At 68.3% G+C, this 20,571-nt stretch carries 22 protein-coding genes and 2 other RNA genes; 5 read left to right on the top strand and 19 right to left on the bottom strand.

The window, feature by feature from the left end:
• Positions 1 to 95: 95 nt before the first annotated feature.
• The 10 genes from AC0CH8_RS09920 to AC0CH8_RS09875 form a co-directional block, all read right to left on the bottom strand.
• Positions 96 to 2,066, bottom strand: a complete 1,971-nt coding sequence (locus AC0CH8_RS09920) for a hypothetical protein (RefSeq protein WP_465239744.1) — start codon at positions 2,064 to 2,066, stop codon at positions 96 to 98.
• Between the two features lie 49 nt (positions 2,067 to 2,115).
• Positions 2,116 to 2,505: RNase P RNA component class A (gene rnpB / locus AC0CH8_RS09915), an RNA gene on the bottom strand.
• A gap of 13 nt (positions 2,506 to 2,518) precedes the next feature.
• Positions 2,519 to 3,208 carry an N-acetylmuramoyl-L-alanine amidase gene (locus AC0CH8_RS09910; protein WP_465239743.1) on the bottom strand — a complete coding sequence of 230 codons (690 nt, stop codon included), beginning with the start codon at positions 3,206 to 3,208 and terminating at the stop codon, positions 2,519 to 2,521.
• 69 nt (positions 3,209 to 3,277) lie between these two features.
• Positions 3,278 to 4,153 carry a CheR family methyltransferase gene (locus AC0CH8_RS09905; protein WP_465239742.1) on the bottom strand — a complete coding sequence of 292 codons (876 nt, stop codon included), beginning with the start codon at positions 4,151 to 4,153 and terminating at the stop codon, positions 3,278 to 3,280.
• Positions 4,150 to 5,223: a chemotaxis protein CheB gene (locus tag AC0CH8_RS09900; protein WP_465239741.1), complete on the bottom strand. Its 1,074-nt coding sequence runs from the start codon at positions 5,221 to 5,223 to the stop codon at positions 4,150 to 4,152. Before AC0CH8_RS09900 ends, AC0CH8_RS09905 begins: the two co-directional genes overlap by 4 nt.
• 19 nt (positions 5,224 to 5,242) lie before the next feature.
• A complete protein-coding gene (locus AC0CH8_RS09895; RefSeq protein ID WP_211534330.1) occupies positions 5,243 to 5,608 on the bottom strand; it encodes a response regulator in 366 nt (121 codons plus the stop codon).
• 91 nt (positions 5,609 to 5,699) lie between these two features.
• Complete coding sequence (locus tag AC0CH8_RS09890) at positions 5,700 to 6,122, bottom strand: chemotaxis protein CheW (RefSeq protein WP_465239740.1); 423 nt, start codon at positions 6,120 to 6,122, stop codon at positions 5,700 to 5,702.
• The gene (locus AC0CH8_RS09885) at positions 6,119 to 8,470 is read right to left on the bottom strand and encodes a chemotaxis protein CheA (protein ID WP_465239739.1); all 2,352 of its coding nucleotides are present in this window, start codon (positions 8,468 to 8,470) and stop codon (positions 6,119 to 6,121) included. The genes AC0CH8_RS09890 and AC0CH8_RS09885 overlap by 4 nt, the downstream gene beginning before the upstream one ends.
• 98 nt (positions 8,471 to 8,568) lie before the next feature.
• Positions 8,569 to 9,213, bottom strand: coding sequence for a histidine phosphotransferase family protein (locus tag AC0CH8_RS09880; RefSeq protein ID WP_465239738.1), 645 nt, complete (start codon positions 9,211 to 9,213; stop codon positions 8,569 to 8,571).
• Between the two features lie 10 nt (positions 9,214 to 9,223).
• Positions 9,224 to 9,658, bottom strand: a complete 435-nt coding sequence (locus AC0CH8_RS09875; RefSeq protein ID WP_465239737.1) for a M67 family metallopeptidase — start codon at positions 9,656 to 9,658, stop codon at positions 9,224 to 9,226.
• 17 nt (positions 9,659 to 9,675) lie between these two features.
• Between AC0CH8_RS09875 and AC0CH8_RS09870 the strand changes: the two genes are divergently transcribed.
• The 5 genes from AC0CH8_RS09870 (at position 9,676) to AC0CH8_RS09850 (ending at position 14,235) form a co-directional block, all read left to right on the top strand.
• Positions 9,676 to 10,623 carry an RluA family pseudouridine synthase gene (locus tag AC0CH8_RS09870; RefSeq protein WP_465239736.1) on the top strand — a complete coding sequence of 316 codons (948 nt, stop codon included), beginning with the start codon at positions 9,676 to 9,678 and terminating at the stop codon, positions 10,621 to 10,623.
• Between the two features lie 59 nt (positions 10,624 to 10,682).
• Positions 10,683 to 11,585, top strand: a complete 903-nt coding sequence (rpoH, locus tag AC0CH8_RS09865; protein ID WP_204192941.1) for an RNA polymerase sigma factor RpoH — start codon at positions 10,683 to 10,685, stop codon at positions 11,583 to 11,585.
• Positions 11,586 to 11,600: 15 nt separating this feature from the next.
• Positions 11,601 to 12,806 (top strand): flavin monoamine oxidase family protein, encoded by a 1,206-nt coding sequence (locus AC0CH8_RS09860; protein WP_465239735.1) that lies wholly within the window; start codon positions 11,601 to 11,603, stop codon positions 12,804 to 12,806.
• Positions 12,807 to 12,831: 25 nt separating this feature from the next.
• On the top strand, positions 12,832 to 13,509 hold the full coding sequence (gene mtgA / locus AC0CH8_RS09855; protein ID WP_465239734.1) for a monofunctional biosynthetic peptidoglycan transglycosylase: 678 nt from the start codon (positions 12,832 to 12,834) through the stop codon (positions 13,507 to 13,509).
• Between the two features lie 126 nt (positions 13,510 to 13,635).
• Positions 13,636 to 14,235: a PEPxxWA-CTERM sorting domain-containing protein gene (locus AC0CH8_RS09850; RefSeq protein ID WP_465239733.1), complete on the top strand. Its 600-nt coding sequence runs from the start codon at positions 13,636 to 13,638 to the stop codon at positions 14,233 to 14,235.
• A gap of 40 nt (positions 14,236 to 14,275) precedes the next feature.
• On the opposite strand, the gene AC0CH8_RS09845 is transcribed toward AC0CH8_RS09850, so the two are convergent.
• The 9 genes from AC0CH8_RS09845 to AC0CH8_RS09805 form a co-directional block, all read right to left on the bottom strand.
• Positions 14,276 to 14,521, bottom strand: a complete 246-nt coding sequence (locus AC0CH8_RS09845) for a hypothetical protein (protein ID WP_465239732.1) — start codon at positions 14,519 to 14,521, stop codon at positions 14,276 to 14,278.
• 97 nt (positions 14,522 to 14,618) lie between these two features.
• Entirely contained in the window at positions 14,619 to 14,942 is a 324-nt protein-coding gene (locus AC0CH8_RS09840) for a YbaB/EbfC family nucleoid-associated protein (protein WP_055847587.1), read from the bottom strand.
• On the bottom strand, positions 14,939 to 16,576 hold the full coding sequence (locus AC0CH8_RS09835) for a DNA polymerase III subunit gamma/tau (protein WP_465239731.1): 1,638 nt from the start codon (positions 16,574 to 16,576) through the stop codon (positions 14,939 to 14,941). The genes AC0CH8_RS09840 and AC0CH8_RS09835 overlap by 4 nt, the downstream gene beginning before the upstream one ends.
• A 419-nt stretch (positions 16,577 to 16,995) precedes the next feature.
• An RNA gene (gene ffs, locus AC0CH8_RS09830) (signal recognition particle sRNA small type) lies at positions 16,996 to 17,093 on the bottom strand.
• Between the two features lie 36 nt (positions 17,094 to 17,129).
• Entirely contained in the window at positions 17,130 to 17,414 is a 285-nt protein-coding gene (locus tag AC0CH8_RS09825; protein WP_204200520.1) for a hypothetical protein, read from the bottom strand.
• An 86-nt stretch (positions 17,415 to 17,500) separates the two neighbouring features.
• Complete coding sequence (locus tag AC0CH8_RS09820) at positions 17,501 to 17,845, bottom strand: hypothetical protein (RefSeq protein ID WP_465239730.1); 345 nt, start codon at positions 17,843 to 17,845, stop codon at positions 17,501 to 17,503.
• A gap of 276 nt (positions 17,846 to 18,121) precedes the next feature.
• Positions 18,122 to 18,433, bottom strand: a complete 312-nt coding sequence (locus AC0CH8_RS09815) for a 2Fe-2S iron-sulfur cluster-binding protein (RefSeq protein ID WP_465239729.1) — start codon at positions 18,431 to 18,433, stop codon at positions 18,122 to 18,124.
• On the bottom strand, positions 18,430 to 19,458 hold the full coding sequence (locus AC0CH8_RS09810) for a cysteine desulfurase family protein (RefSeq protein ID WP_465239728.1): 1,029 nt from the start codon (positions 19,456 to 19,458) through the stop codon (positions 18,430 to 18,432). The genes AC0CH8_RS09815 and AC0CH8_RS09810 overlap by 4 nt, the downstream gene beginning before the upstream one ends.
• Positions 19,455 to 20,468, bottom strand: coding sequence for a cysteine desulfurase family protein (locus AC0CH8_RS09805; protein ID WP_465239971.1), 1,014 nt, complete (start codon positions 20,466 to 20,468; stop codon positions 19,455 to 19,457). The genes AC0CH8_RS09810 and AC0CH8_RS09805 overlap by 4 nt, the downstream gene beginning before the upstream one ends.
• Between the last annotated feature and the right edge of the window lie 103 nt (positions 20,469 to 20,571).

Here is a 20,571-nt window from a genome sequence, read left to right as displayed (position 1 = left end):
GATGCGTGACGGCGACATGCACTCCAGTCACTGAATGTCGATTGGCACTGGTGTAGGCTCGGTCGCGCCGCGGTCCGGGCGCTACGCCGCCCGCGTCATTTGGGCAGGCCGAACACGATCCGCCTCGTACTGCCGCCACATCCCAGACCGCCGTCGGGGCGATAGGTCTTCGCGAACTTCGCACCGACGATCAGGTCGCTGCCCGCCTTGGAGAAGATGAAGGGCGGATAGCTGAGCAGCGTGCGGGTCGCTTTCGTCGAGCCGTCCGCTGCGATGTCGAACTGGACCAGCGTCCAACCTTCGAACCCCCAGCGTAAGGCCTCCATCGGAAAGGCTTCCGCGCCGGCGGAGCGCAGCATCTTCGGCGGCGCGTCGAGGATGGCGCACTGGTCGGCCGTCAGACCCGACGACGCGAAGGATGCGCGGGCGACATCCGCCCGCCCGTTGCGCTCCTCGATCGAGGCGATGCGGACGAGTGCACCGACCCGGAGCGGATCGTTCGGTTTCAGCGCGGCATCGTCGGCGACCTGACGGAGCAGCACCAGCGTCTGCGCGTCGGTCGCGCGGCCCGGGCGAGCGTCGTCGGCGAGCGTCAGCCGGATCGCGGCACGCGCCTGGGGATCGGCGGCGTACGGCGCTTCGGACAGCATAGGCTGAACAGCGCGGCGATACGCCTCGGGCTTCCAGCGATCGACCAGCGCCTCGGTGCGGGCGGGCAGGTCGAGTGCCAGTCGCGGTTCGACGGGTGCGTCATTGGTGACGGCGATCGTGAAGGCGCGCGCATACAGCTTGGCACGCTCCTCCCGGCCGACCGCCCGGTTGTTGGCGAGGCGGTACAGCGCGGCCAGCGTGGCGAGCGACGTCGGTCCGCCGGATTCCGCCGTCGTGAGCGCAGCCCGTTGTGCCGGAAGCGCCTGTGCATCGCCGCCGCCCGGTGCCGCCGGAACTGCAACGCGCTTTTCGGTCAGCCATTGTTCGAGACCGGCATCGAGCCCGTCGCCGATCGAGGGGCGCTCGAACGTGGTCGAGCAGCGCATCTCGACCCGGACGTTCGAGCGGAAGAAGGCGGGGATTTCAGCCATCTCGGCGGGGGACCACGACCAACCCTGAACGGCTCGCGCGAATTCCAGCGCGACGCGGCCACCGCCAGCCGCATAGATCGGCGCCACGCCGGTGACGCGCCCCTCCGGCGCGATGTTGAATTCGACGACCGCAACGTCCGACGGCTTCAGGCCGGCCTCTCCGCCGCAATCCGGCGACTGCATCTGCGCTCCGGGATCGAACCGCCCCTTGGCGAGGCGACCTGCACCGGTCATCGCCATATATTCGCGCGCACTGTCGGGCTGGCCGTTGAGAATCAGGGTCAGCGCCGCATCGGACCGGGCTTGCGCATCCAGACCGCTCGTCTTTTCGGTCAGCCCGCCCAGCGCCTTGACGGTCGCCATAGCGCTGGTCTTCGCGCCTGCGAGATCGCCGGTGTTCAACAGCAGCACCGTTCGCCGCCGCCCGACGAACCCGCGGGTATCCGCGTCGAAGTTAGCGGATGCCAGCACCGTCTCCGCGCGCGCCAGCGATGCGGTCGCGGCGGCGGGATCGACAAACGTCTGAGCGTCCACCAGCGCGAGCAGAGGCCCGAGCTTGCCGCCGGGCGTGTCCGCGAAAGTTTCCGCCTTCGCGAAGGCCGGTACCGCGCCGGCATAATCGAGCGTGCTCGCGGCGATCGTGCCGACGATGAACCACGTCCGGCGCAGATCGTCGCGCAATGTCGCGTCGTCAACCGGCAGGCCGGCGAGGCTGGCCTTGGCCGCCGCAGCCGCCTCGTCGTAGCGAAACAGGCGGTAGAGCGAATCGGCCTTGCGGGCCATGACGATGGCACGGCTGCGCGATCCGGGCTTGGTCTTCGCCTCCAGCGCGGTCCACGCCGCGAGGGCACCAGTGTAATTTGCGGCTTCGTCCAGTGCCGTCGCGGCGACGAAATCCTGCTGCACCGTGGTCGCGGGCGGCTGTTGCGCGACCGCCGCCGTGGCCAGCATCGCACCGGCCACCATCGTCAAACCCGTCCGCATCGCGCTTCCCCCAAACCGTCGAACGGGGTCATGCCGCGTGCGGAGGGATCGCGCCAGAGGGTCTGTAAGCCGGGTTCTGTCCACCCGCGCGAGCGGGATAGGCGACCATTCCTCTACGACGACGCTTGCGCGCCGCCTCCAGCAATCAACCCGGACGACGAGCCGGAACGAGGCCCATATGCCGTCCCTATTCGATCTTGCTCCCGGTGGGGTTTACCATGCCGCTTCCGTTACCGGTCGCGCGGTGCGCTCTTGCCGCACCCTTTCACCCTTGCCCGCCCGAAGGCTTCGTCCCCGAGGGGATTAGGCGGTCTGCTCTCTGTGGCACTGTCCCTGGGGTCGCCCCCGCCGGGCGTTACCCGGCACCGTCGTTCCATGGAGCCCGGACTTTCCTCGCCTTCCCCCATAAAGGAGAAGCCGCGGCCGCCCGACCCTCTGGCGCTGGCGCGGCCCTACTCGTCGCCCTGCGGTTTGGGAAGCAGCAATGCGAGCAGGATCATACGGCATTCCGCGTCGATCTCGCCATCGACCAGTTCCGGGCGGAAACGGCGCTGGAAGGCCATGATCGCCGCCATCCGATCCGACACGTCGTAGCCGAAGCGTTCGAGCGCGAGGCAGAAGCCGGCCTCCGTCCATTGCGGGTCGAGCAGGTTCTTCGTCGGGCGCGGCAGGGCGAGGCGTAGCCGCGCGAGGCTGTGCCACGGGAACAGCTCGCCCGGATCACGTTTGCGGGCGGGAGCAATGTCGGAATGCCCGACGACGTTGCCGCGCGTGATCTTGTGCCGTTTGACGATGTCCGCGACGAGCGGGATCAACGCATCGATCTGCTCGTTCGGGAACGGCCGATAGCCCCAGTCGTGGCCGGGATTGACGATCTCGATGCCGATGCTGGCGTCGTTGCAATCATCGATCTCGCGCCAGTGCGAGCGGCCGGCGTGCCAGGCGCGGTACTCCTCGCCGACCATGCGCAGGATCGTCCCGTCCTCGGCGACGAGATAGTGGCAGGATACCTTGGCGGCCGGGTCGCGCAACCGGTCGATCGCGGCCTCGGCGGTTTGCATGCCCGTATAGTGCAGCACCAGCATCGAGATCGGCGCCGTGCGGTCGTCGAAATTGGGCGACGGCGTGTCGATGATGTTCAAAGGCTGCGCTCCGCGGATCGACGCGCAGCGTTGGCGCAAAGCGGGATCGCGGGCAAGCCTCCGGACGGATCAGCCCTTGATGCGGCGCTTCGTATCCGTGTGTTCGTAGAAACCGCGATAGCGCGTGCTGGGCATGAACAGGTCGGTCTGGCCGATCACCGTCTCGCCCGCGCCAAGGACCAGCAGGCCACCGGGCCGCAGTGACGCCGCGAGGCTGGCGAACACCTTCGCCTTCGCACCCGCCGCGAGGTAGAACAGGACGTTGCGGCACAGGATGATGTCGAACCGGCCGCCGGGAGCGGGATCGGTCACCAGGTTGGACTGGCGATACTGGATCAGCCGGGTCAGCTCGGGTTTGGCGGTCCAGTCCGTGCCGTCGCTGTCGAACCAGCGCATCATGCGGCGTACCGGCAGGCCGCGCTGGATCTCGAACTGGTTGTAGCGGCCGCTGCGGGCGCGGGCGAGCGCCGCCTCCGATACGTCGGTCGCGACGAGTTCGGGCGGTGATCCTTCACCCGCAGCCTCGGCGAACATCATCGCCAGCGATAGCGGCTCCTGCCCGGTCGCGCATCCTGCGCTCCAGATACGGCCGCGGTGATCCGGGGCGATGGCGGTCAAGGCCTGTGCAATCGTGTCGAACACCGGCTGATCGCGGAAGAATGAGCTTTCGCCATTGACGAGCGCATCGATGATGCGATCGCCGAGCCCGTGATCGCTGCCGTCAAGCAACGTGTCGACGAGCTGATCGAGCGTATCGATCTCGCGGTCGCGCAACAGCGGCTTGAGTGCCACGTCGAGGCGCCAGGCGCGCGAACTGGCAATCTGCTGGCCGGTGCGGGCCTCCAGCAGGCGGGCGAGCACGGTCAGCGTGCCGGCACTGGCGCCGGCACCGCTGGCGCCGGGGTGTACCGCCGGATTGGCGATAGCGAGGTGGGATTCGATCATACGCGACGCCTCGTACCGATCAGCTTGCCGATCTCGTCGGGGGGAAGGATGGCGTGGGCGATGCCCTGCGCCGCGACCGCGCCGGGCATGCCCCACACGACCGACGTGGCTTGATCCTGCACGACGACGCACCCGCCCGCATCGCGGACCCGGCGTGCGCCCTCCGCACCGTCGCGGCCCATGCCGCTCAGCACGACCGCGAGCAGGCGCGGGCCGTAGATGTCCGCCAGCGACGCCAGCATCGGATCGACGGACGGCATGCAATGGCTGACGGCGGGTTCCGTCGACAGGCGAACCGCCGCCTGCCCCTCGCCCAGCGCGACGCAGCGCATGTGGCCGTCGCCGGGCGCGACGACGATCCGGCCGGGCCGGATACGGAGCCGCTCCGTCGCGACGTCGCAGGGTCGGTCGGCCAGCACGGCGAGCTGCGCCGCGAAATAGGGCATGAACGATGCCGGCAGATGCTGCGTGACGAGGATCGGTAGCTGGAAGCTGGCGGGCAGCGCCTTCAGCAACTGGCCGAGCGCATGGATACCGCCGGTGGAGGCACCGATCGCGACGAGGTCGAAGTCGTCGCCGACGCCGGGCCGCGCGGCGGGAATCGCCGGTGACGGGGTCGGCCACGGGAGCGGCAGACGCGGAGCCGGCGTATCGAACAGCCGCTCCAGCCGCTCGTTCAGCGCCGCACCGAACCGGGCGGACATGCCGCTGGTGGTGGGCTTTTCCAGCGTGTCGGCGGCACCGAGCGCCAGCGCCCGGATCGTGTCGGCCGCCCCGTCCCCCGCCGAGGACGACACCACGACGATCTTCGCGCCGTCGGAGGCGGCGAGCAGGTCGGGCAGCGCCGTCAGTCCGTCGACGCCCGGAAGCTGGATATCGAGCAGGATCACATCGACCGACTGATCGGCCAGAAAGGCAAGCGCCGCCGCGACCGTTCCCACCGCTCCCGCCACCGCGAACCGCGGGCCGGAGGCGATCAAGCCGCCGATCACCGCCCGCGCGACGACCGAATCGTCGACGATCAGGACTCGCCGGGTGTCGTCGACGACGTGGGGGAGGACGGAGGCCATGACGCGCGCGCCGCAGGAATCAGGCGAGGCCGACGATCTGCAGCTTGCTTTCGATCGTGTCGCGATCGAACGGCTTCATGACGTATTCGTCGGCACCGGCCTCGATCGCGGCGCGGATGTACGCCATGCCGTTCTCGGTGGTGCAGAACACGACCTTGGGCCGCGTCGGGACATTCGACTCGCGCAGCGCACGCAGGAAATCCATGCCGCTCATCACGGGCATGTTCCAGTCGAGCAGGATCACGTCGGGCGGCGAGGCGTTGCAGGCGTCGAGCGCCTCGCGACCGTCGCACGCTTCGCTGACCTGAAAATCGAGCGTCTCGAGAATATGACGGGCGACCTTTCGGATCACCTTCGAATCGTCGACAACTAGACAGGTTTTCATGGGAGATAGGCCTTCCGCAAACTCGAATGACGGTATGACAGCAAAGCGTAAGCGCTGGATTAATCGCGCGTGAGGACGGCGTTAGGGACGTTCAGGCGGCGATCGGCATCGGCACGAGCCGGACGAGGTCGACGATCAGCAACGGCTCGCCGTCGCGCTCGATGACCCCGGCCGCGCAGCTGCCCCAGCCGTGGTCGAGCGCCATGCCCGACGACAGATGCATGCGTTCGAACGGCGCGACATCTTCCAGTGCGTCGACGAGGAACGCGTAGAAATGCCCGTCGAAGCAGGCGATGACGGCGCGTCCCGGTGTACCCGCCGCCCCGTGACCGAGCGCGGCCTGGGTATCGATGACGGTGACCACACGGCTGCGCAACGCCGCGAGGCCGCGCACGACGCCGGACGCGCGTGGCACCGACACGACCTGTCCGATATCGACAACGGAGGCGACCTGGTCGGCGTCGATCGCAATGGCGCGACCGGCGACGTGCGCGATCAGGAACAACTCGCTCATGCCGCATTCCTCTTGCTGCCGGCCGCACGGGTCAGCCGCGCTTCCAACGCCGCGATCAGCGCGGTCCGGTCATAGCGATAGATGCTCGTGCTGCCCGGTGTCGCGGCGACTTGACGACGGAGCGTCAGTACCGCGTCGAGCGGCACGTCCGCAGGACAATCGTCCATCGTCAGCGTGATCGCGCCGGGCTGATTCGGGTTGCTGTCCGACCATGAGGCGCAGCGATAGCCCGACGCCTCCAGCACCGGCCGCAGGAACGTGTCCATCCAGCCGCTGCCGTCGCAGCGCAGCAGGCAGAGCGGGCGTTCCGCCGAAACCGGGGCCTCGCCCGCGAACAGGGCATGCGGGTCGATCAACTCGATCTGCTCGCCGTCGATTACCGCAACGCCGACGATGCCGGGCCGATCGCGCGCTGGTGCGATCGCGGCGGGCAGCGTGACGATTTCGTGCGGTTCGGCAATGGCGTAACCGATTTCGGCGAATCCATCGGTCAGCCGCAGGACCGCGACCCCCTCCCCTCCGGTCGGCTCCGCGACCGCGATCAGCGGGATGACACCGCCCTCGACCGTCAGATGGCGACGGCCACCGGTGGTGCGGATCAGCGCGAAGGGCGCGGTTTCGACGCGATCGACCACGCCGAGCGCAATGGCACGGCGGGCGCCGTCGAGATCGTCGAACAGCAGCGCGGTGATACCCGCTTCCTCGACCGCGTGCACCGCGTCCGCGGCGTCGTTCATCGTCGGTGCGAACCGCAGGCCGGCGACGGCGGCGATCCCGCCGCTGTCGAGCAGCAACAGCGGCAGGCCGCTGTCGGGCAGCGTCTGGCCGGCATAGAGGCCGCTGGCCATCACCGCAGGCGCGGCCGGCTTGACCACCAATTCCTCGGTGTCGAGCACGGCGTCGATCGCCATCGCGAAATTGCCCTCGCGGGTCGCCATGATGACGAGGACGCGGGGGTCCTCGGTCGGGATGTCGAGCAGATCGCCCAGCGCGACGAGCGGCAGGCGCTGGCCGCGGACGGTCGCGACGCGCGCGTCGCCGAGCGGATCGATGCGGACCGCACCCCCGTTCAGCGACACGATCTCCTCCACCGACTGTCGCGGCAGCGCGAACCGCTGCGCCCCGACCGCGACGACGATCGTTGGGATGATCGTGAGCGTCAGCGGCACCTGAAGCGTGATGATCAGCCCGCGACCGGGGGTGTTGCGCAGCGCGATCCGCCCGCCGATCTGTTCGATATTGGCGCGGACCACATCCATGCCGACGCCGCGACCCGATGTCGCGGTGACGGTGTCGCGGCTCGACAGGCCGGGACAGTAGATCAACTCCAGCCGCTGAATCTCGTCCATGCGCGCAACGTCGTTCTCGGTATACAGGCCGCTCTTCACCGCCTTGGCGACGACGCGGGCCACGTCGATGCCGCGGCCGTCGTCGGCGATTTCGATCAGGATGCGGTTGCCCGACTGGCGCGCGGAGACGACGAGCCGCCCATTCTCCTTCTTCCCCGCAAGTCGACGTTCCGACGGCAGTTCGATGCCGTGATCGACGGAGTTGCGGATGATGTGGACGAGCGGATCGCGCAGCAACTCGATCATCTCGCGATCGAGTTCGACGTCCGAGCCCTCGATCGCAAGCGTCACCTGCTTACCCAGTGGCGCGGCGGTATCGCGGACCATACGCGGGATGGCGGAGAACAGCGCCTCGATCCGTTGCATGCGCGTCCGCGTGATCGTGTCGCGCATCTCCGCGACGGTCAGCGACAGTCGTTCCAGCGCTCCTTCGACGCGGGGATCGGGCGCGGCATCGCGCAGGCGGCGGGCCAATTCGTTGCGGGCCAGCACCATTTCGGACATGCCCGCCATCATCCGGTCGAGCAGCTCGACGCCCAGCCGCACGCTGCGATTCGCGATCCGGGACTGCGGCGTGCCGGCGATCGTCTGCCCCTGAGGCGCGGGCGGCGTGGCAGGCTTGCGGGGCGCGGCATCCTCCGCCAGCGCGGCGATCAGCAGGTCTTCGGTGGTGTCGTCGAGCGGAACGCCGGCGGCGATCGCCTCCGTCAGCTCGCCGATCCGGTCGACGATCGCGAGGACGGCGTTGACGAGCGCGGTATCGGGCGTGCGCTTGCCATCGCGAACCGCGGCCAGCACATCCTCCGCCGAGTGGGCGAGCCGGCCGAGGCGCGGCAGGTCGAGGAAGCCGCAACTGCCCTTCACGGTGTGGACGAAGCGAAAGATCGCATCCAGTCGCGCGCGATCCGCCGGCTGCGCTTCCCACAGCACGATCTCGCCCGAGAGCGCTTCCAGCGTCTCGCGCGTCTCGGCGATGAATTCTTGCAGCAGGTCGTCCATGAGGCTCCCGGGGTTTGCTCGACCCCCGGTGTGCCCGAAATGCGTTAATACGGACTTTACCCGGCGCTAGTGCGCTGGAGGAGCTCCGGAATTCGTTGTCAGCGCGCCCGCATCGCCGCGCCGAAGATCATTACGGTGTCGGCTGGCTCCGACACCAGCACTGCCCCGCCCGATTCGTGGGCGAGCGTGTTGACGAGGAAGGCGGCGGCGGTACGGGCGGCGACCGGCTCCTCGCCGAGCCCGTTGGTCAGCATCCGGCGCAGTTCGGGGTCGAGGATGATCCGCGGCCCCTCGATCTTCACGACGATCTCAAGCTGGCCGGCATTCTCCTCCGCGCCTACGTCCAGCGTGCCGCCGCGGACCAGCGCCTCGTTGGCGATCAGCGCGAGGTTGAGCAGGACCTTCACCGCCGGCTTCGGCATCGTGTCGAGTTCGACCATCCAGCCGAGCGTGGTGCGCTTGGCATCGCTCAGCAGGCCCTCGATCGCGTTTTTGGCCTCCCGCGGGTCGACGGCATCGCCGAACCCGCCGGCCGCGCCGAACGCCAGCCGGAAGAACTTGAGCTTGTTGGCCGATGTCCGTGCGCTCTCCGCCAGCAGCTCCATACAACGCTCGCGCATCGCGGGATCGGTTTCGTCCGCGAGCAGCTCCAGCCCGTTGTTGAGCGCGCCGACCGGCGACAGCAGGTCGTGGCACAGGCGCGAACAGAGCAGGCTCGCGAAATCGACCGGGCTGATGGTCATGCTGTCTTCCCTAATTACCGTGGGCCCTGATGCCGTCCCGCGTCGCGACGCGCAAGACGACAGGCGTGAAACGGTGGTGAACCTCTCCATCGACGCCTGCCCGCCATGCTGTGACGGTGCTGCCCGCGGCGATCAGCCACAATGATCCGTCTGGGGCGGCATCGCGTGCATCCTGTCGCGACGGTGCTGCGACGCCGGTCGGGTGCGAGTGATAGTGGCCGACGATCGCAGGGCCCCCCGCCCGCGCCGCACGGTGCGCGGCGAGCAGTTGCGCTGGGTCGATCTCGAACCGGGTCGCCGGATCGGCGGCGACGTTACGGCAGGACTGCACGGCGTCGATGTGGTCGCCCTCGCCCAGCAGCAGGCCGCATACTTCGCGACCAGGTGATTCGATCGTTTCGATGACGATTCGATCGAGTAAATCGCTTGAAATCCGGACCTCCATTCATATCTCGCTACGACATGAACCGGGGGGTTTCCATCATCGAAGCGAGGATCGCACCGGCGGCGGATGGCTGGCGGCTCGATCGTGCGCTGGCCGACGCGGTGCCGACGCTGTCGCGGGAGCGGCTGAAGGTGCTGATCGCGGGTGGATCGGTGTCCCACGAAGGGCTGCTGGCGCGCGATCCGGCGAAACGGGCGAGCGCGGGGGCGCTGTTCGCGGTGGCGGTGCCCGACCCGACACCGGCGCATAACGAGGCGCAGGATATACCGCTCGTCGTCGCTTACGAGGACGAGCATCTGATCGTCGTCGACAAGCCGGCGGGATTGGTCGTGCATCCGGCGGCCGGCAACCTCGACGGCACGCTGGTCAACGCGCTGCTGCATCATTGTCACGGATCGCTGTCGGGAATCGGCGGCGTGGCGCGGCCAGGCATCGTTCACCGGATCGACAAGGATACGTCCGGCCTGATGATCGCGGCTAAGACCGACCGCGCGCACGAGGGGCTGGCGAAGCAGTTCGCCGACCACAGCATCGATCGTCGCTACCGCGCGATCACCGGGGGCATTCCACGGCCGGCGGCGGGAACCGTGGATGCCCCGCTCGCGCGCAGTCCGCAGAACCGCAAGAAGATCGCGATCGTCGCGAACGGCAAGCGGGCGGTGACGCATTACACGACGATGGAGCCACTGAACGGTGCGGCGCTGGTCGAATGCCGGCTGGAAACCGGACGGACGCATCAGGTGCGCGTGCACATGGCGTCGATCGGCCACGCATTGCTCGGCGACCCGGTCTACGGCAAGGCCAAGGGTGCGATCCGGACCTTGCTGGAAACGCTGGGGTTCCGGCGGCAGGCCTTGCACGCCGCGCACCTGGGGTTCATCCATCCGATCAGCCGTTCACGACTGGCGTTCGACAGCGCCATGCCGCCCGATATGCAGGAACTGTTCACCCAGCTCCACGTATAGACCAGACGTTTCGCGCTGCGATGCGGCGGACACGTCCTTCGACGAAAGGGAATGCAATCATGGCAAAAGGCAGCAACGTCCCGGCGACGATTCCTGCTCTGGGCGGGGAGCAGAGCCTCAACCGCTATCTCGCCGAGATTCGCAAGTTTCCGCTGCTCCAGCCGGAGCAGGAGTATATGCTCGCCAAACGCTTTCAGGAGCATGGCGACACGGAGGCGGCGGCGCAGCTCGTGACCAGCCACCTTCGGCTCGTGGCGAAGATCGCGATGGGCTATCGCGGCTATGGCCTGCCCACGTCGGAGCTGATCTCCGAGGGCAATATCGGATTGATGCAGGGCGTGAAGAAGTTCGAGCCGGATCGCGGCTTTCGCCTCGCGACCTATGCGATGTGGTGGATCCGCGCCTCTATCCAGGAATATATCCTGCGGTCGTGGAGCCTCGTGAAGATGGGCACCACCGCGGCGCAGAAGAAGCTGTTCTTCAACCTGCGCCGGATGAAGTCGAAGCTGGACGCGTTCGAGGACGGTGACCTGAAGCCGGAGGACGTGACCAAGATCGCGACCGATCTGGGCGTGGCCGAAAGCGACGTGGTCAGCATGAACCGCCGCATGGCAATGGGCGGCGACACGTCGCTCAACGTGCCGATGCGCGAGGATGGCGAGGGTCAGTGGCAGGACTGGCTGCAGGACGACGCTCCGTTGCAGGACAAGGTTGTCGCCGACCAGCAGGAGGCGGATGTCCGCCACGACATGCTGGTATCGGCGATGGACGACCTGAACGACCGCGAGAAGCACATCCTGACCGAACGTCGCCTGACCGACGACCCCAAGACGCTGGAGGAGCTGTCGCAGGTCTATGGCGTCAGCCGCGAGCGCGTGCGCCAAATCGAGGTGCGCGCGTTTGAGAAGCTGCAAAAGGCGATGATGCGTATCGCTGGCGAGAAGCGGCTGCTCGCGGCCTGACGGGCGGCTCCCGACGTGCGGACCGTCGTCGTCGGGGGCGGTGCTGCGGGCATCGCCGCGGCGCGGCGGCTGCACGATGCCGGTGGCGACATCCTGCTCGTCGAGGCGCGGGCGCAGCTCGGCGGGCGGGCGCGGAGTGCGCGCTTCGGTGGAATGACCCTGGACCTTGGGTGTGGCTGGCTGCATTCGGCGACGCGCAATCCGTGGACAGGCATCGCCGACGCGGCAGGTTTCACGGTAGACCGGTCTTCACCGAATTGGGGCGTGCAGTGGCGCGACCTCGGCTATCCGCCGGACGAGCAGCGAGCGTTCGGCGAGGCGTGGCAGCGCTGGGAGACCGCCGCGCATGCGGCGCTGGGAGGCCCCGACCAGCCGCTATCGGACTTTATCGCGGCCGACGATCCCGCCCGACCGATGATCGACGCGATCTCCGGCTATGCCAATGGCGCGGCGCTGAAGGACGTGTCGTTGCACGACTGGGCGGCGTATGAAGACGCCGCCACCGACGACAACTGGACCGTGCGCGAGGGGTATGGGACGCTGATCGTCCATCATGCGGGTGCCGTGCCCGTGCGGTTGAATACCCCGGTCACGCGGATCGACCGACGCGGGCGCGTTCTGAAGCTGGAAACGCCCGACGGGATGATCGAGGCGGACCGCGTCGTCGTCTGCATTCCGACGACGGTACTGGCCGAGGAACGGCTGGTGTTCGACCCTCCCCTGCCCGCGAAGCATCACGCCGCCGCCGCGCTGCCGCTGGGACTGGCGGACAAGGTCATGCTGGCGGTGGACGGCCCGGAATGGCCGGCGAATACGCACCTTATCGGCAATCCGCACCGCGCCTGCACCGCGAGCCACCGGCTGTCGCCGTTCGGCTGGCCGGTGATCGAGAGCTTTTTCGGCGGCCCCTGCGCAGAGGCGCTGGAGGACGAGAAGGCCGCGACGGTATTCGCGGTGGACGAACTGGTCGCTTTGCTCGGCAGCGGCTGGCGGAGGCGCTTGACGCCGCTCGCCGCGACGCGCTGGCGGCGGGAGGCGTGGATCGGCGGCAGCTACAGCCATGCCCGCGTCGGGCGGGCCGGCGAGCGGGCGGTGTTGGCCGAACCCGTCGAGGATCGCATCTTCTTCGCGGGCGAAGCATGTTCGACGGCCGACTTCTCCACCGCGCACGGTGCCTATGCGACCGGTATCGCCGCGGCAGACGCCATAGTTGGCGGATAGCAGCGCCGCATCCTAAGGAGCGGCGATGTTTATCGTCCTGCGCTGGCTGCTGAAGGCCACACTGATCTTCGTCGCGGTGTCCGTCCTTTGGGTCGGCGTGTACCGGTTCGTGCCGCCGCCCTTCACCTTCACGATGCTGGGCGATGTCGTTGGCGGGCGCAGCGTCACGAAGGACTGGATGGCGCTGTCGGAGATGGACCCCGACATGGCGCGGGCGGCGATTGCGGGCGAGGATTCCGGCTTCTGCGCGCATCACGGCTTCGACTTCGGCGCGATCGCCAATGCGGCATGGCGCAACGCGCAGGGCGGACGCATCCGCGGCGGTTCGACGATCAGCCAGCAGACCGCCAAGAACGCGTTCCTGTTCCAGGGCGGCGGTTACATCCGCAAGGCGCTGGAGGCCTATTTCACCGTGCTGATCGAAACGCTGTGGGGCAAGCGGCGGATCATGGAAGTGTATCTGAATATCGCCGAAACCGGCATCGGAACCTATGGCGCGAATGCCGGGGCGATCCGGTATTTCGGACACGACGCCACAAAACTGTCACCGACAGAAGCAGCGAGAATTGCTGCGGTATTACCGCTGCCGAAGAAGCGCGCCGCAATTTCTCCGAGAGGATCCGTGCGGCGGCACGGAAATGTTTTGAGCCGCTATATCGGGGTAGTGCGGCGCAATGGCATGGACTCTTGCCTTCGCCCCTAGACTCGATGAGGTCTGCATCCGCAACGAAATAGTACTTCGTTATGTCGCAATTGAGGAGTACCTGTCCTTGAGAGTTGCTTTGCGACTCGAACAGGGGAAATCATCATGCGTACGACACTTTCATCTATGTTGTTTTTTGCCGCCGTCGCTGCGGCATCGCCGGCCGCTGCGGATGGCGGTCTGACGTTCCAGATCGTCGGCGACACGTTCTCGCAGCCGTTCACGATCAGCAACACCTCGACCGGCGGCGAAACCGTCGTGGGTTTCGGCATCAGCCTGATCTCGCCGTTCGGCTTCGACACGGTCAATGGCGGCTTCGGTTTCGACAACTCGGTGGCGTTCAACCCGGCTGGCGGCAGTGCCGCGACGACGGGCTATACCGGGCCGTCGTCGTTCGCCGACGGTGTGACCAGTCTGGCGTTCACCTTCGCGAATTTCGCCGTCGGTGAGTCGTTCGTGTGGGATATCGATGTCGACAGCCCGAGCCAGGCGACGGTGTTCGGCAACGAGCTGATCGGGTCGACCGGTTATGCCGATTTCAGCAACGGCCTGCGCGGCCTGGGCGTTTTCCAGGCGCTGGGAACTAACGGTTCGCAGTTCGTCATCACGACGTTCACGCCGACGCCGGGCGTGCCGGAGCCGGCCAGCTGGGCGATGATGATCGCCGGTGTCGGCCTTGCCGGCGGGGCGCTGCGTCGTCGGTCGGCGAAGATCGCCTTCGCCTGACCGGTTCGGAGGGAGCGGCGTCAGCCGCTCCCTCTTTTCCTTATTCCTTGCCCGAGCCGACCGCGTCGCCGACCTTGTCGGCCGCACCGCCGACGCTCTTCGCCGCAGACGTGATCGCGGCGTCCTTGCTGTTCTGCGCGCCCTGGCGGCTGAACAGATAGAAGCCGCCGATCAGGACGGCGATCAGCAGCACGACCGCGATCATCGCGGTGCCACCGCCGCCACGCCGCTCGATCACCGTCGTGTGGGGTGCGGTGTCGCTGCTCACAATGCGTTCGTCTGCCATGATACTCTCCCTGTTACTGGTGCGGCCTCCAACGCCGCACCCGCACAGGCTGTTCCCGTAGCGTAACGACCGCCCCGTTTTGGGTCGGAACGCGGGATCAGAACGGCAGCTTGAAACCCGGCGGCAGCGGCAAACCGCTCGTCATCTTCGACATTTCGGTGCCGGAAACCGCATCGGCCTTTGCCCGCGCGTCGTTGAACGCAGCGGCGAGCAGATCCTCCAACATGCCCTTTTCCGACGGCTGCATCAGCGAATCGTCGATGGCGATGCCGATGATCCGACCCTTGGCCGATGCCTTGACCTTGACCAGACCGCCGCCCGACGCACCCTCGACCTCGATGGTATCGAGGTTCGCCTGCGCCTTTTCGAGTTCCTGCTGGACGTTGGCGGCCATTGCCAGGATTTCGTCGATGTTCTTCATGCGGTGCTCCGTTGGTTGGGCCATTCGAGTTCGGCGTCCGGAAACGCGGCCAGCGCGGCGCGGACGAGCGGGGTGTCGAGCATAGCCTGCCGCTCCGCCGCGTCGGCCGCGAGCTGGCGCTCGTTCAGCGTGGGCTCGCCGGGGACATCGTCCAGCGACAGCTTCCACACCTGTTTCGTCATACCCTTCAGCGCGGCGGCGAGTTCCGCCAGTGTGTCGGTGGCGATCGGCCGTGAGCCGCTGAAGACGATCTCCGGCGGCGTATAGCGGACCAGCCGCGCACCGTGCCGCAATCGCGCCGCCAGCGCGAGTTGGCCGCCCTCGTCCAGCGCATCGACCAGCGCGGCGAAATCGGCGGGCACCAACGATGCCGGTGCGGGCGGTGCTACCGGCACCGGTGCAGGAGCCTGCGTCGGTGCAGCCTCGGGCGCTCCGGCCAGACGGCGGGCGAGTTCGCCAGGATCGGGCAGGCTGGAGGCATGGATGACGCGCAGCAGCGCCATCTCCGCCGCCTCGATCGGCAGCGCCGCGTGCGCGACCTCGTCATGGCCCTTGAGCAGCAACTGCCACAGCCTGTGCAGTGCCGGGAAAGACAGGTTCGCGGCCCAGTCCGTGCGTGCGGCGCGTTCCTCCACCGCCTGCGCGGGATCGTCGGTGCCGCCGACCTTGGACAGCGTCACGCCGTGCACCGTTTCCAGCAGCGCGCGCAGCACCGCGACGGGATCGACGCCGTAGTCGTACTGGCGACGCAGCGAGCCGAGCGCGCCGGCAGAGTCGCCCGCCAGCAGCATCGCGAACAGGTCGCGCACCGCGCCGCGATCGGACAGCCCGAGCATCTGGCGGACGGCATCGGCGGTGACGCCGCCACCTTCCAGCCCGGCATGGGCGATCGCCTGATCGAGGATCGACAGGCCGTCGCGGGCGGAGCCCTCGGCCGCGCGCGCGATCAGCGCCAGCGCCTCCGGTTCGGCAACGACGCCCTCCTTCTCGCAGACCTCCGCGAAATGCTTCGCGAGCTTGTCGGCGGGGATGCGGCGCAGGTCGAAGCGCTGGCAGCGCGACAGGACGGTGATTGGAACCTTGTTCACCTCTGTCGTGGCGAACAGGAACTTCACGTGCGCGGGCGGCTCCTCCAGCGTCTTCAACAGCGCGTTGAAGGCGTTCTTGGAGAGCATGTGGACCTCGTCCACGATGTAGATCTTGAAGCGTGCGGAAACGGCGGCGTAACGAGACGCGTCGATGATCTCGCGCACGTCGTCGACGCCGGTGTGACTGGCCGCGTCCATCTCGATGACGTCGATATGCCGCCCCTCGGCGATGGCGCGACATGGCTCGCACACACCGCACGGGTCGATAGTCGGGCCGCCCTGTCCGTCCGGACCGATGCAATTCAGCGCCTTCGCGATCAACCGGGCGGTCGAGGTTTTGCCGACCCCGCGAACGCCGGTCATCAGGAACGCATGCGCCAGCCGGTCGCGCGCAATGGCGTTGCCCAGCGTGGTGACCATCGCGTCCTGGCCGATCAGTTCATTGAACGTCTGCGGCCGGTATTTGCGCGCTAGGACGCGGTACGCCTCCGGCTTCACCGGCTGGGGCGGCTCGCCAAGATCGAACGAATCAGCCACGGGCGGCATCGAAGTGGAGGAAGTGGAGGCGTTCCATCGGTCTCCACATAGAGGCGCGGACGGCCGGCGTCAGGAGGGTGTTTGCGGGGATCGGCGCTGTGGCTGGCATCGGTGTCGGTATGCACGATGTGGGGGGCGTAGGACAGGTTTGTGGTTGGTACTCTACTTCTGCCCTCCCCTTGGGGAGGGGCTGGGAGGTTTCCGCGAACGAGATGCTTCGCGGTCACCAGTATACGTTTAGGAAAACAGAAGGGGCGTCGCGGCTAAGCCGCGCCGTCAGACGGTGCTGCGCACCGCTGGCCGTGCTTGCGCGCGTGGCACGTCGAGACGTGCTCTCGCTTGCTGCGCAGAAGCCGCGCCGTTGGTCGGGCTTCGCCCGCCGGCCGCGCTTGTCAGCGTGGCGCAGCTTGCTGCGCTCTCGCTGACTGCGCGGTGGGAGCCGGGACGACCCGTGGCGGAATCGTTGCGGCTGCTTCCTTCCGGACCTGACCGGGTTGGCGACGACCACGTCCGCCCGACTCCCGCGGCTCCTATGGCGGAGCCGGGCGGCGCGATCAAGTCGTCAGCGGTAGCGACGCACCGTGCGGCACACGCGGACGCGCTCGCCGTGACGCCAGCGGTTGGTGCACACGCGGCGGGTGCGGACGCGGTCGCGATAGCCGTGGCGGCCATAGCCCGGTCCGCGACGTACGACGGTGCGCTCGTGAACGATGGTGCGCTGCGGCTCCCATGCGGCGGCGGACAGCGGTGCGGTGGCCGCGACGGGTGCGGCGGCGGCCGGGCTGGCAAGCGCCGGCGACACACCGACGACGGCGAGCGCGGCGGCGAGAACGAACTTGAATGTCATGACGATTTTCCTTTTCTAGCTCCCGGTCGGGGCCGAATGTCCGGGCGACGCGCCCGTTCCATCCGGCCCGATCCGGTCAAATGGGATCAGCGATAGACCTGATAGCAGTTGCGGACCGGTCCATGACGCGTCCGGTCGTAGCGGCACACGGTGCGGCCGCGACGATAATCCCGGCCGCCCCAGCGCGATCCGCGATCCCAGCGCGCGTTGCCGCGGTGCCAGCGGTCGCCGCGATCCCAGCGGTCGCCACGGTTCCAGTGGCGGCCGCGGCGATCGTCCCGGTAATCCCGATCGTGACCGCGATCATAGCCGCCGCGCCCGTATCCGTCGCGGTCCCAGCGCTGCGCCTCGGCCGGCGTCGCGGTGGCGAGGCCGCTGGCGGCGATCAGGCCGGCACCCATCACGATCTTCATCGATGCGATGATCTTCATGGCTCCATACTCCTTTACTGACCCGCTTCCCGGTGCGGGCATGAAGGGGAGATGGACCCCGGCCGATGCATTGTGGCTGAACCCGCCGTTGTGGAATCGTCAGCTTTGTCGGTGGTTTGGGCATGTGAACCCCGAAACACGTCGACGCGCAGCCCACCCCCGCGGTGACACCTGCCCGGCATCCATGTGCTCCCGCGAAGGCGGGAGCACAGTACTGGATCCCCCCTTCGTGGGGAGACGGGACCGGTCCATGCCGGGTACTGAGGTTGCGCACCTTCACTCTGCCGGGACGCGCACCCTCAGGCCGTCGAGCGCGGCCGTGAGCCGGATCTGGCAGGACAGGCGGCTGGTGCGGGTCGCGACGGGGGCGAGGTCGAGCAGGTCTTCCTCCGCCTCCGTCGCCCGTGGCAGTCGGGCGAAATCGTCGGCGGCGACGATCACGTGGCACGTCGCGCAGGCCATGTCGCCGTCGCACGTTCCCTCCAGCGGCATACCGGCGGCCTGGGCCACGTCGAGCAGGCGGGCACCGTCCGCGCCCTCCGCTTCCACGACGATGCCGTCAGGCGACTCCAGGCGGACACGGATCATGCCTGCGCGTCCGCGGCGGCGATCAGGCGGTCGAGCGCGTCGCCAAGCTCCGCCTCCGTCGTGTACCGGCCCCAGCCGAGCCGAATCGACGAGCGCGCCTCCGCATCCGTCAGTCCGATCGCGCGCAGCACATGGCTAGGCCGGCCGGAGCCGCTGGCGCAGGCCGAACCCGCGGAAAAAGCGATGTCGCGGCAGTCGCTCATCAACCGCGCGACATCGAGCCGCGGTCGGCGGACGTTGAGGTTCCCGCGGTAGCGATGCTCGGTCGAGCCGTTGATCGTCCACCCCTTCAACCGGTCGGTGGCGAGCGACCAGAGCCGTTCGACATGCTCGGCGTCCTGAACGGCCCGGTCGCGCATCAGGCGAGCGGCAGCGCCGAAGCCCGCGCACAAGGCGGGCGAGAGCGTGCCCGAACGACCGCCCTCCTGATCGCCGCCGTGGAGCAGCGGTTCGAGGTGGAGGCCGTCACGAATCCAGAGCGCGCCGGTCCCCTTCGGCCCGTGGATCTTGTGCGCGGAGATGGCGACGAGGTCGACGTTATCGGGGATCGGCACGCGGCCAAAGCCTTGAACGGCGTCACAGAGCAGCGGTGCGCCGCGCATTGCGTCCAGCGGCTGGATCGTGCCGATCTCATTATTGACGAGCATCGCCACGACGAGTTCGTGGCTCGCCGGCGGAGTCGCGACGCGGCCGTCGCGATCGACCGGCAGGATCGTCGCGTCGCCGACCGTCGCGACGGTGTCGAGCACGGCGGCATGCTCGGTGGCGATCGTGGTGATCGGCCGGCGGCTGCCCTTGATCGCCCAGTTCAGCGCCTCGGTCGCGCCGCTGGTGAAGACGACGCGCCCCCCCGGCGGCAGCAACGTGGCGATCTCGGCGCGAGCGACTTCAACGGCAGCCTTGGCAGCACGGCCGGGGCGGTGCGCGGAATGCGGATTGGCGTGCTGGTCGCGCAGCCACGGCAGCATCGACTTGAACGCTTCGGGCGCGAGCGGGGTCGTCGCCTGATAGTCGAGGTAGATCATGCCGCGAAGCTGTGCGTGGCGCGGGCAACATTGCGCCACGCGGCGATGAAGGCGTCGACCTCTGCCGCCGTCGTGGTGCGGCCGAAGCTGACGCGGATGACCTCGCGACCGGCCTCCTCTGCGTATCCCAGCGCGGCGAGGACGTGGCTCGGCTTCATGCTGCCCGACGAACACGCGCTGCCGGCCGACACCGCGAACCCGGCGAGGTCGAGACGGATGAGTTGCGCGGCGGAGGCGACGCCCGGTAGCCGGTACGATCCGATCGCGGGGTGGCGCGCTGCTGCGGCGGCGACAACCTCGCCGCCCGAGCGCAGGATCGCATCGTCGAGATGTTCGCGGAGGGACTTCAACGCGTGCACGTCTTCGGGCTCGGCCAGTGCCGCGGCCCAGCCGATCGCGGCGGGCACGTTCTCCGTTCCCGGCCGGTAGCCGCGCTCCTGCCCGCCGGTCGGCATCAGCGTGGCGAGATCGCGGACCAGCAGCGCGCCGATGCCGGGCGGGCCGCCGCGCTTGTGGGCGGAGACGGCAACGAAATCCGCCTTCGCGATGTCCGCGTCGACGCCGGCGGGCATCTGCGCGGCGTCGACCAGCAGCAGGCCACCCGATTCGTGGATCGCGGCGGCGACGGCTGCGATCGGCTGGCGCACGCCGGTTTCGCTGTTCGCCCACTGGACGCAGGTCAGCGTGTCGGCCGCGGATGGGATCGCGGCGAGCTGGCCGTCGGTGCCGACGCGCAGCACCTCCGCCTGCGGGGCCGCGCGGAACACGGCGTCGTGCTCGACTGCGGTGATGCGGTGATGCGCGACCTGCGTGCGGGTCAAGGCCAGCGCCAGCGCCTCGCTCGCGCCGCTGGTCAGGATCACTTCGCCGGTCCAGCCGTACGCGGCGGCGATCCGGCGCCGCGCATCCTCCAACGCGGCGCGGGCGGCGCGGCCCTCCGCATGCGGGGACGACGGATTGGCCCAGGTCGCGGCCGCCTCCGCCATCGCGGCACGCGCGGCGGGGGTCATCGGCGTGGTCGCGGCATGGTCGAGATAGATGCGGGACAAGCGGGTGGGCCGTTTCGTTTGCGAAAGAAGGGACCGTGCCTATATAGCGCGCCAGTTTCCGCGC

The organism is Sphingomonas sp. AC435, from assembly GCF_979253005.1.
This window is presented reverse-complemented; position numbering and strand designations above follow the sequence as displayed.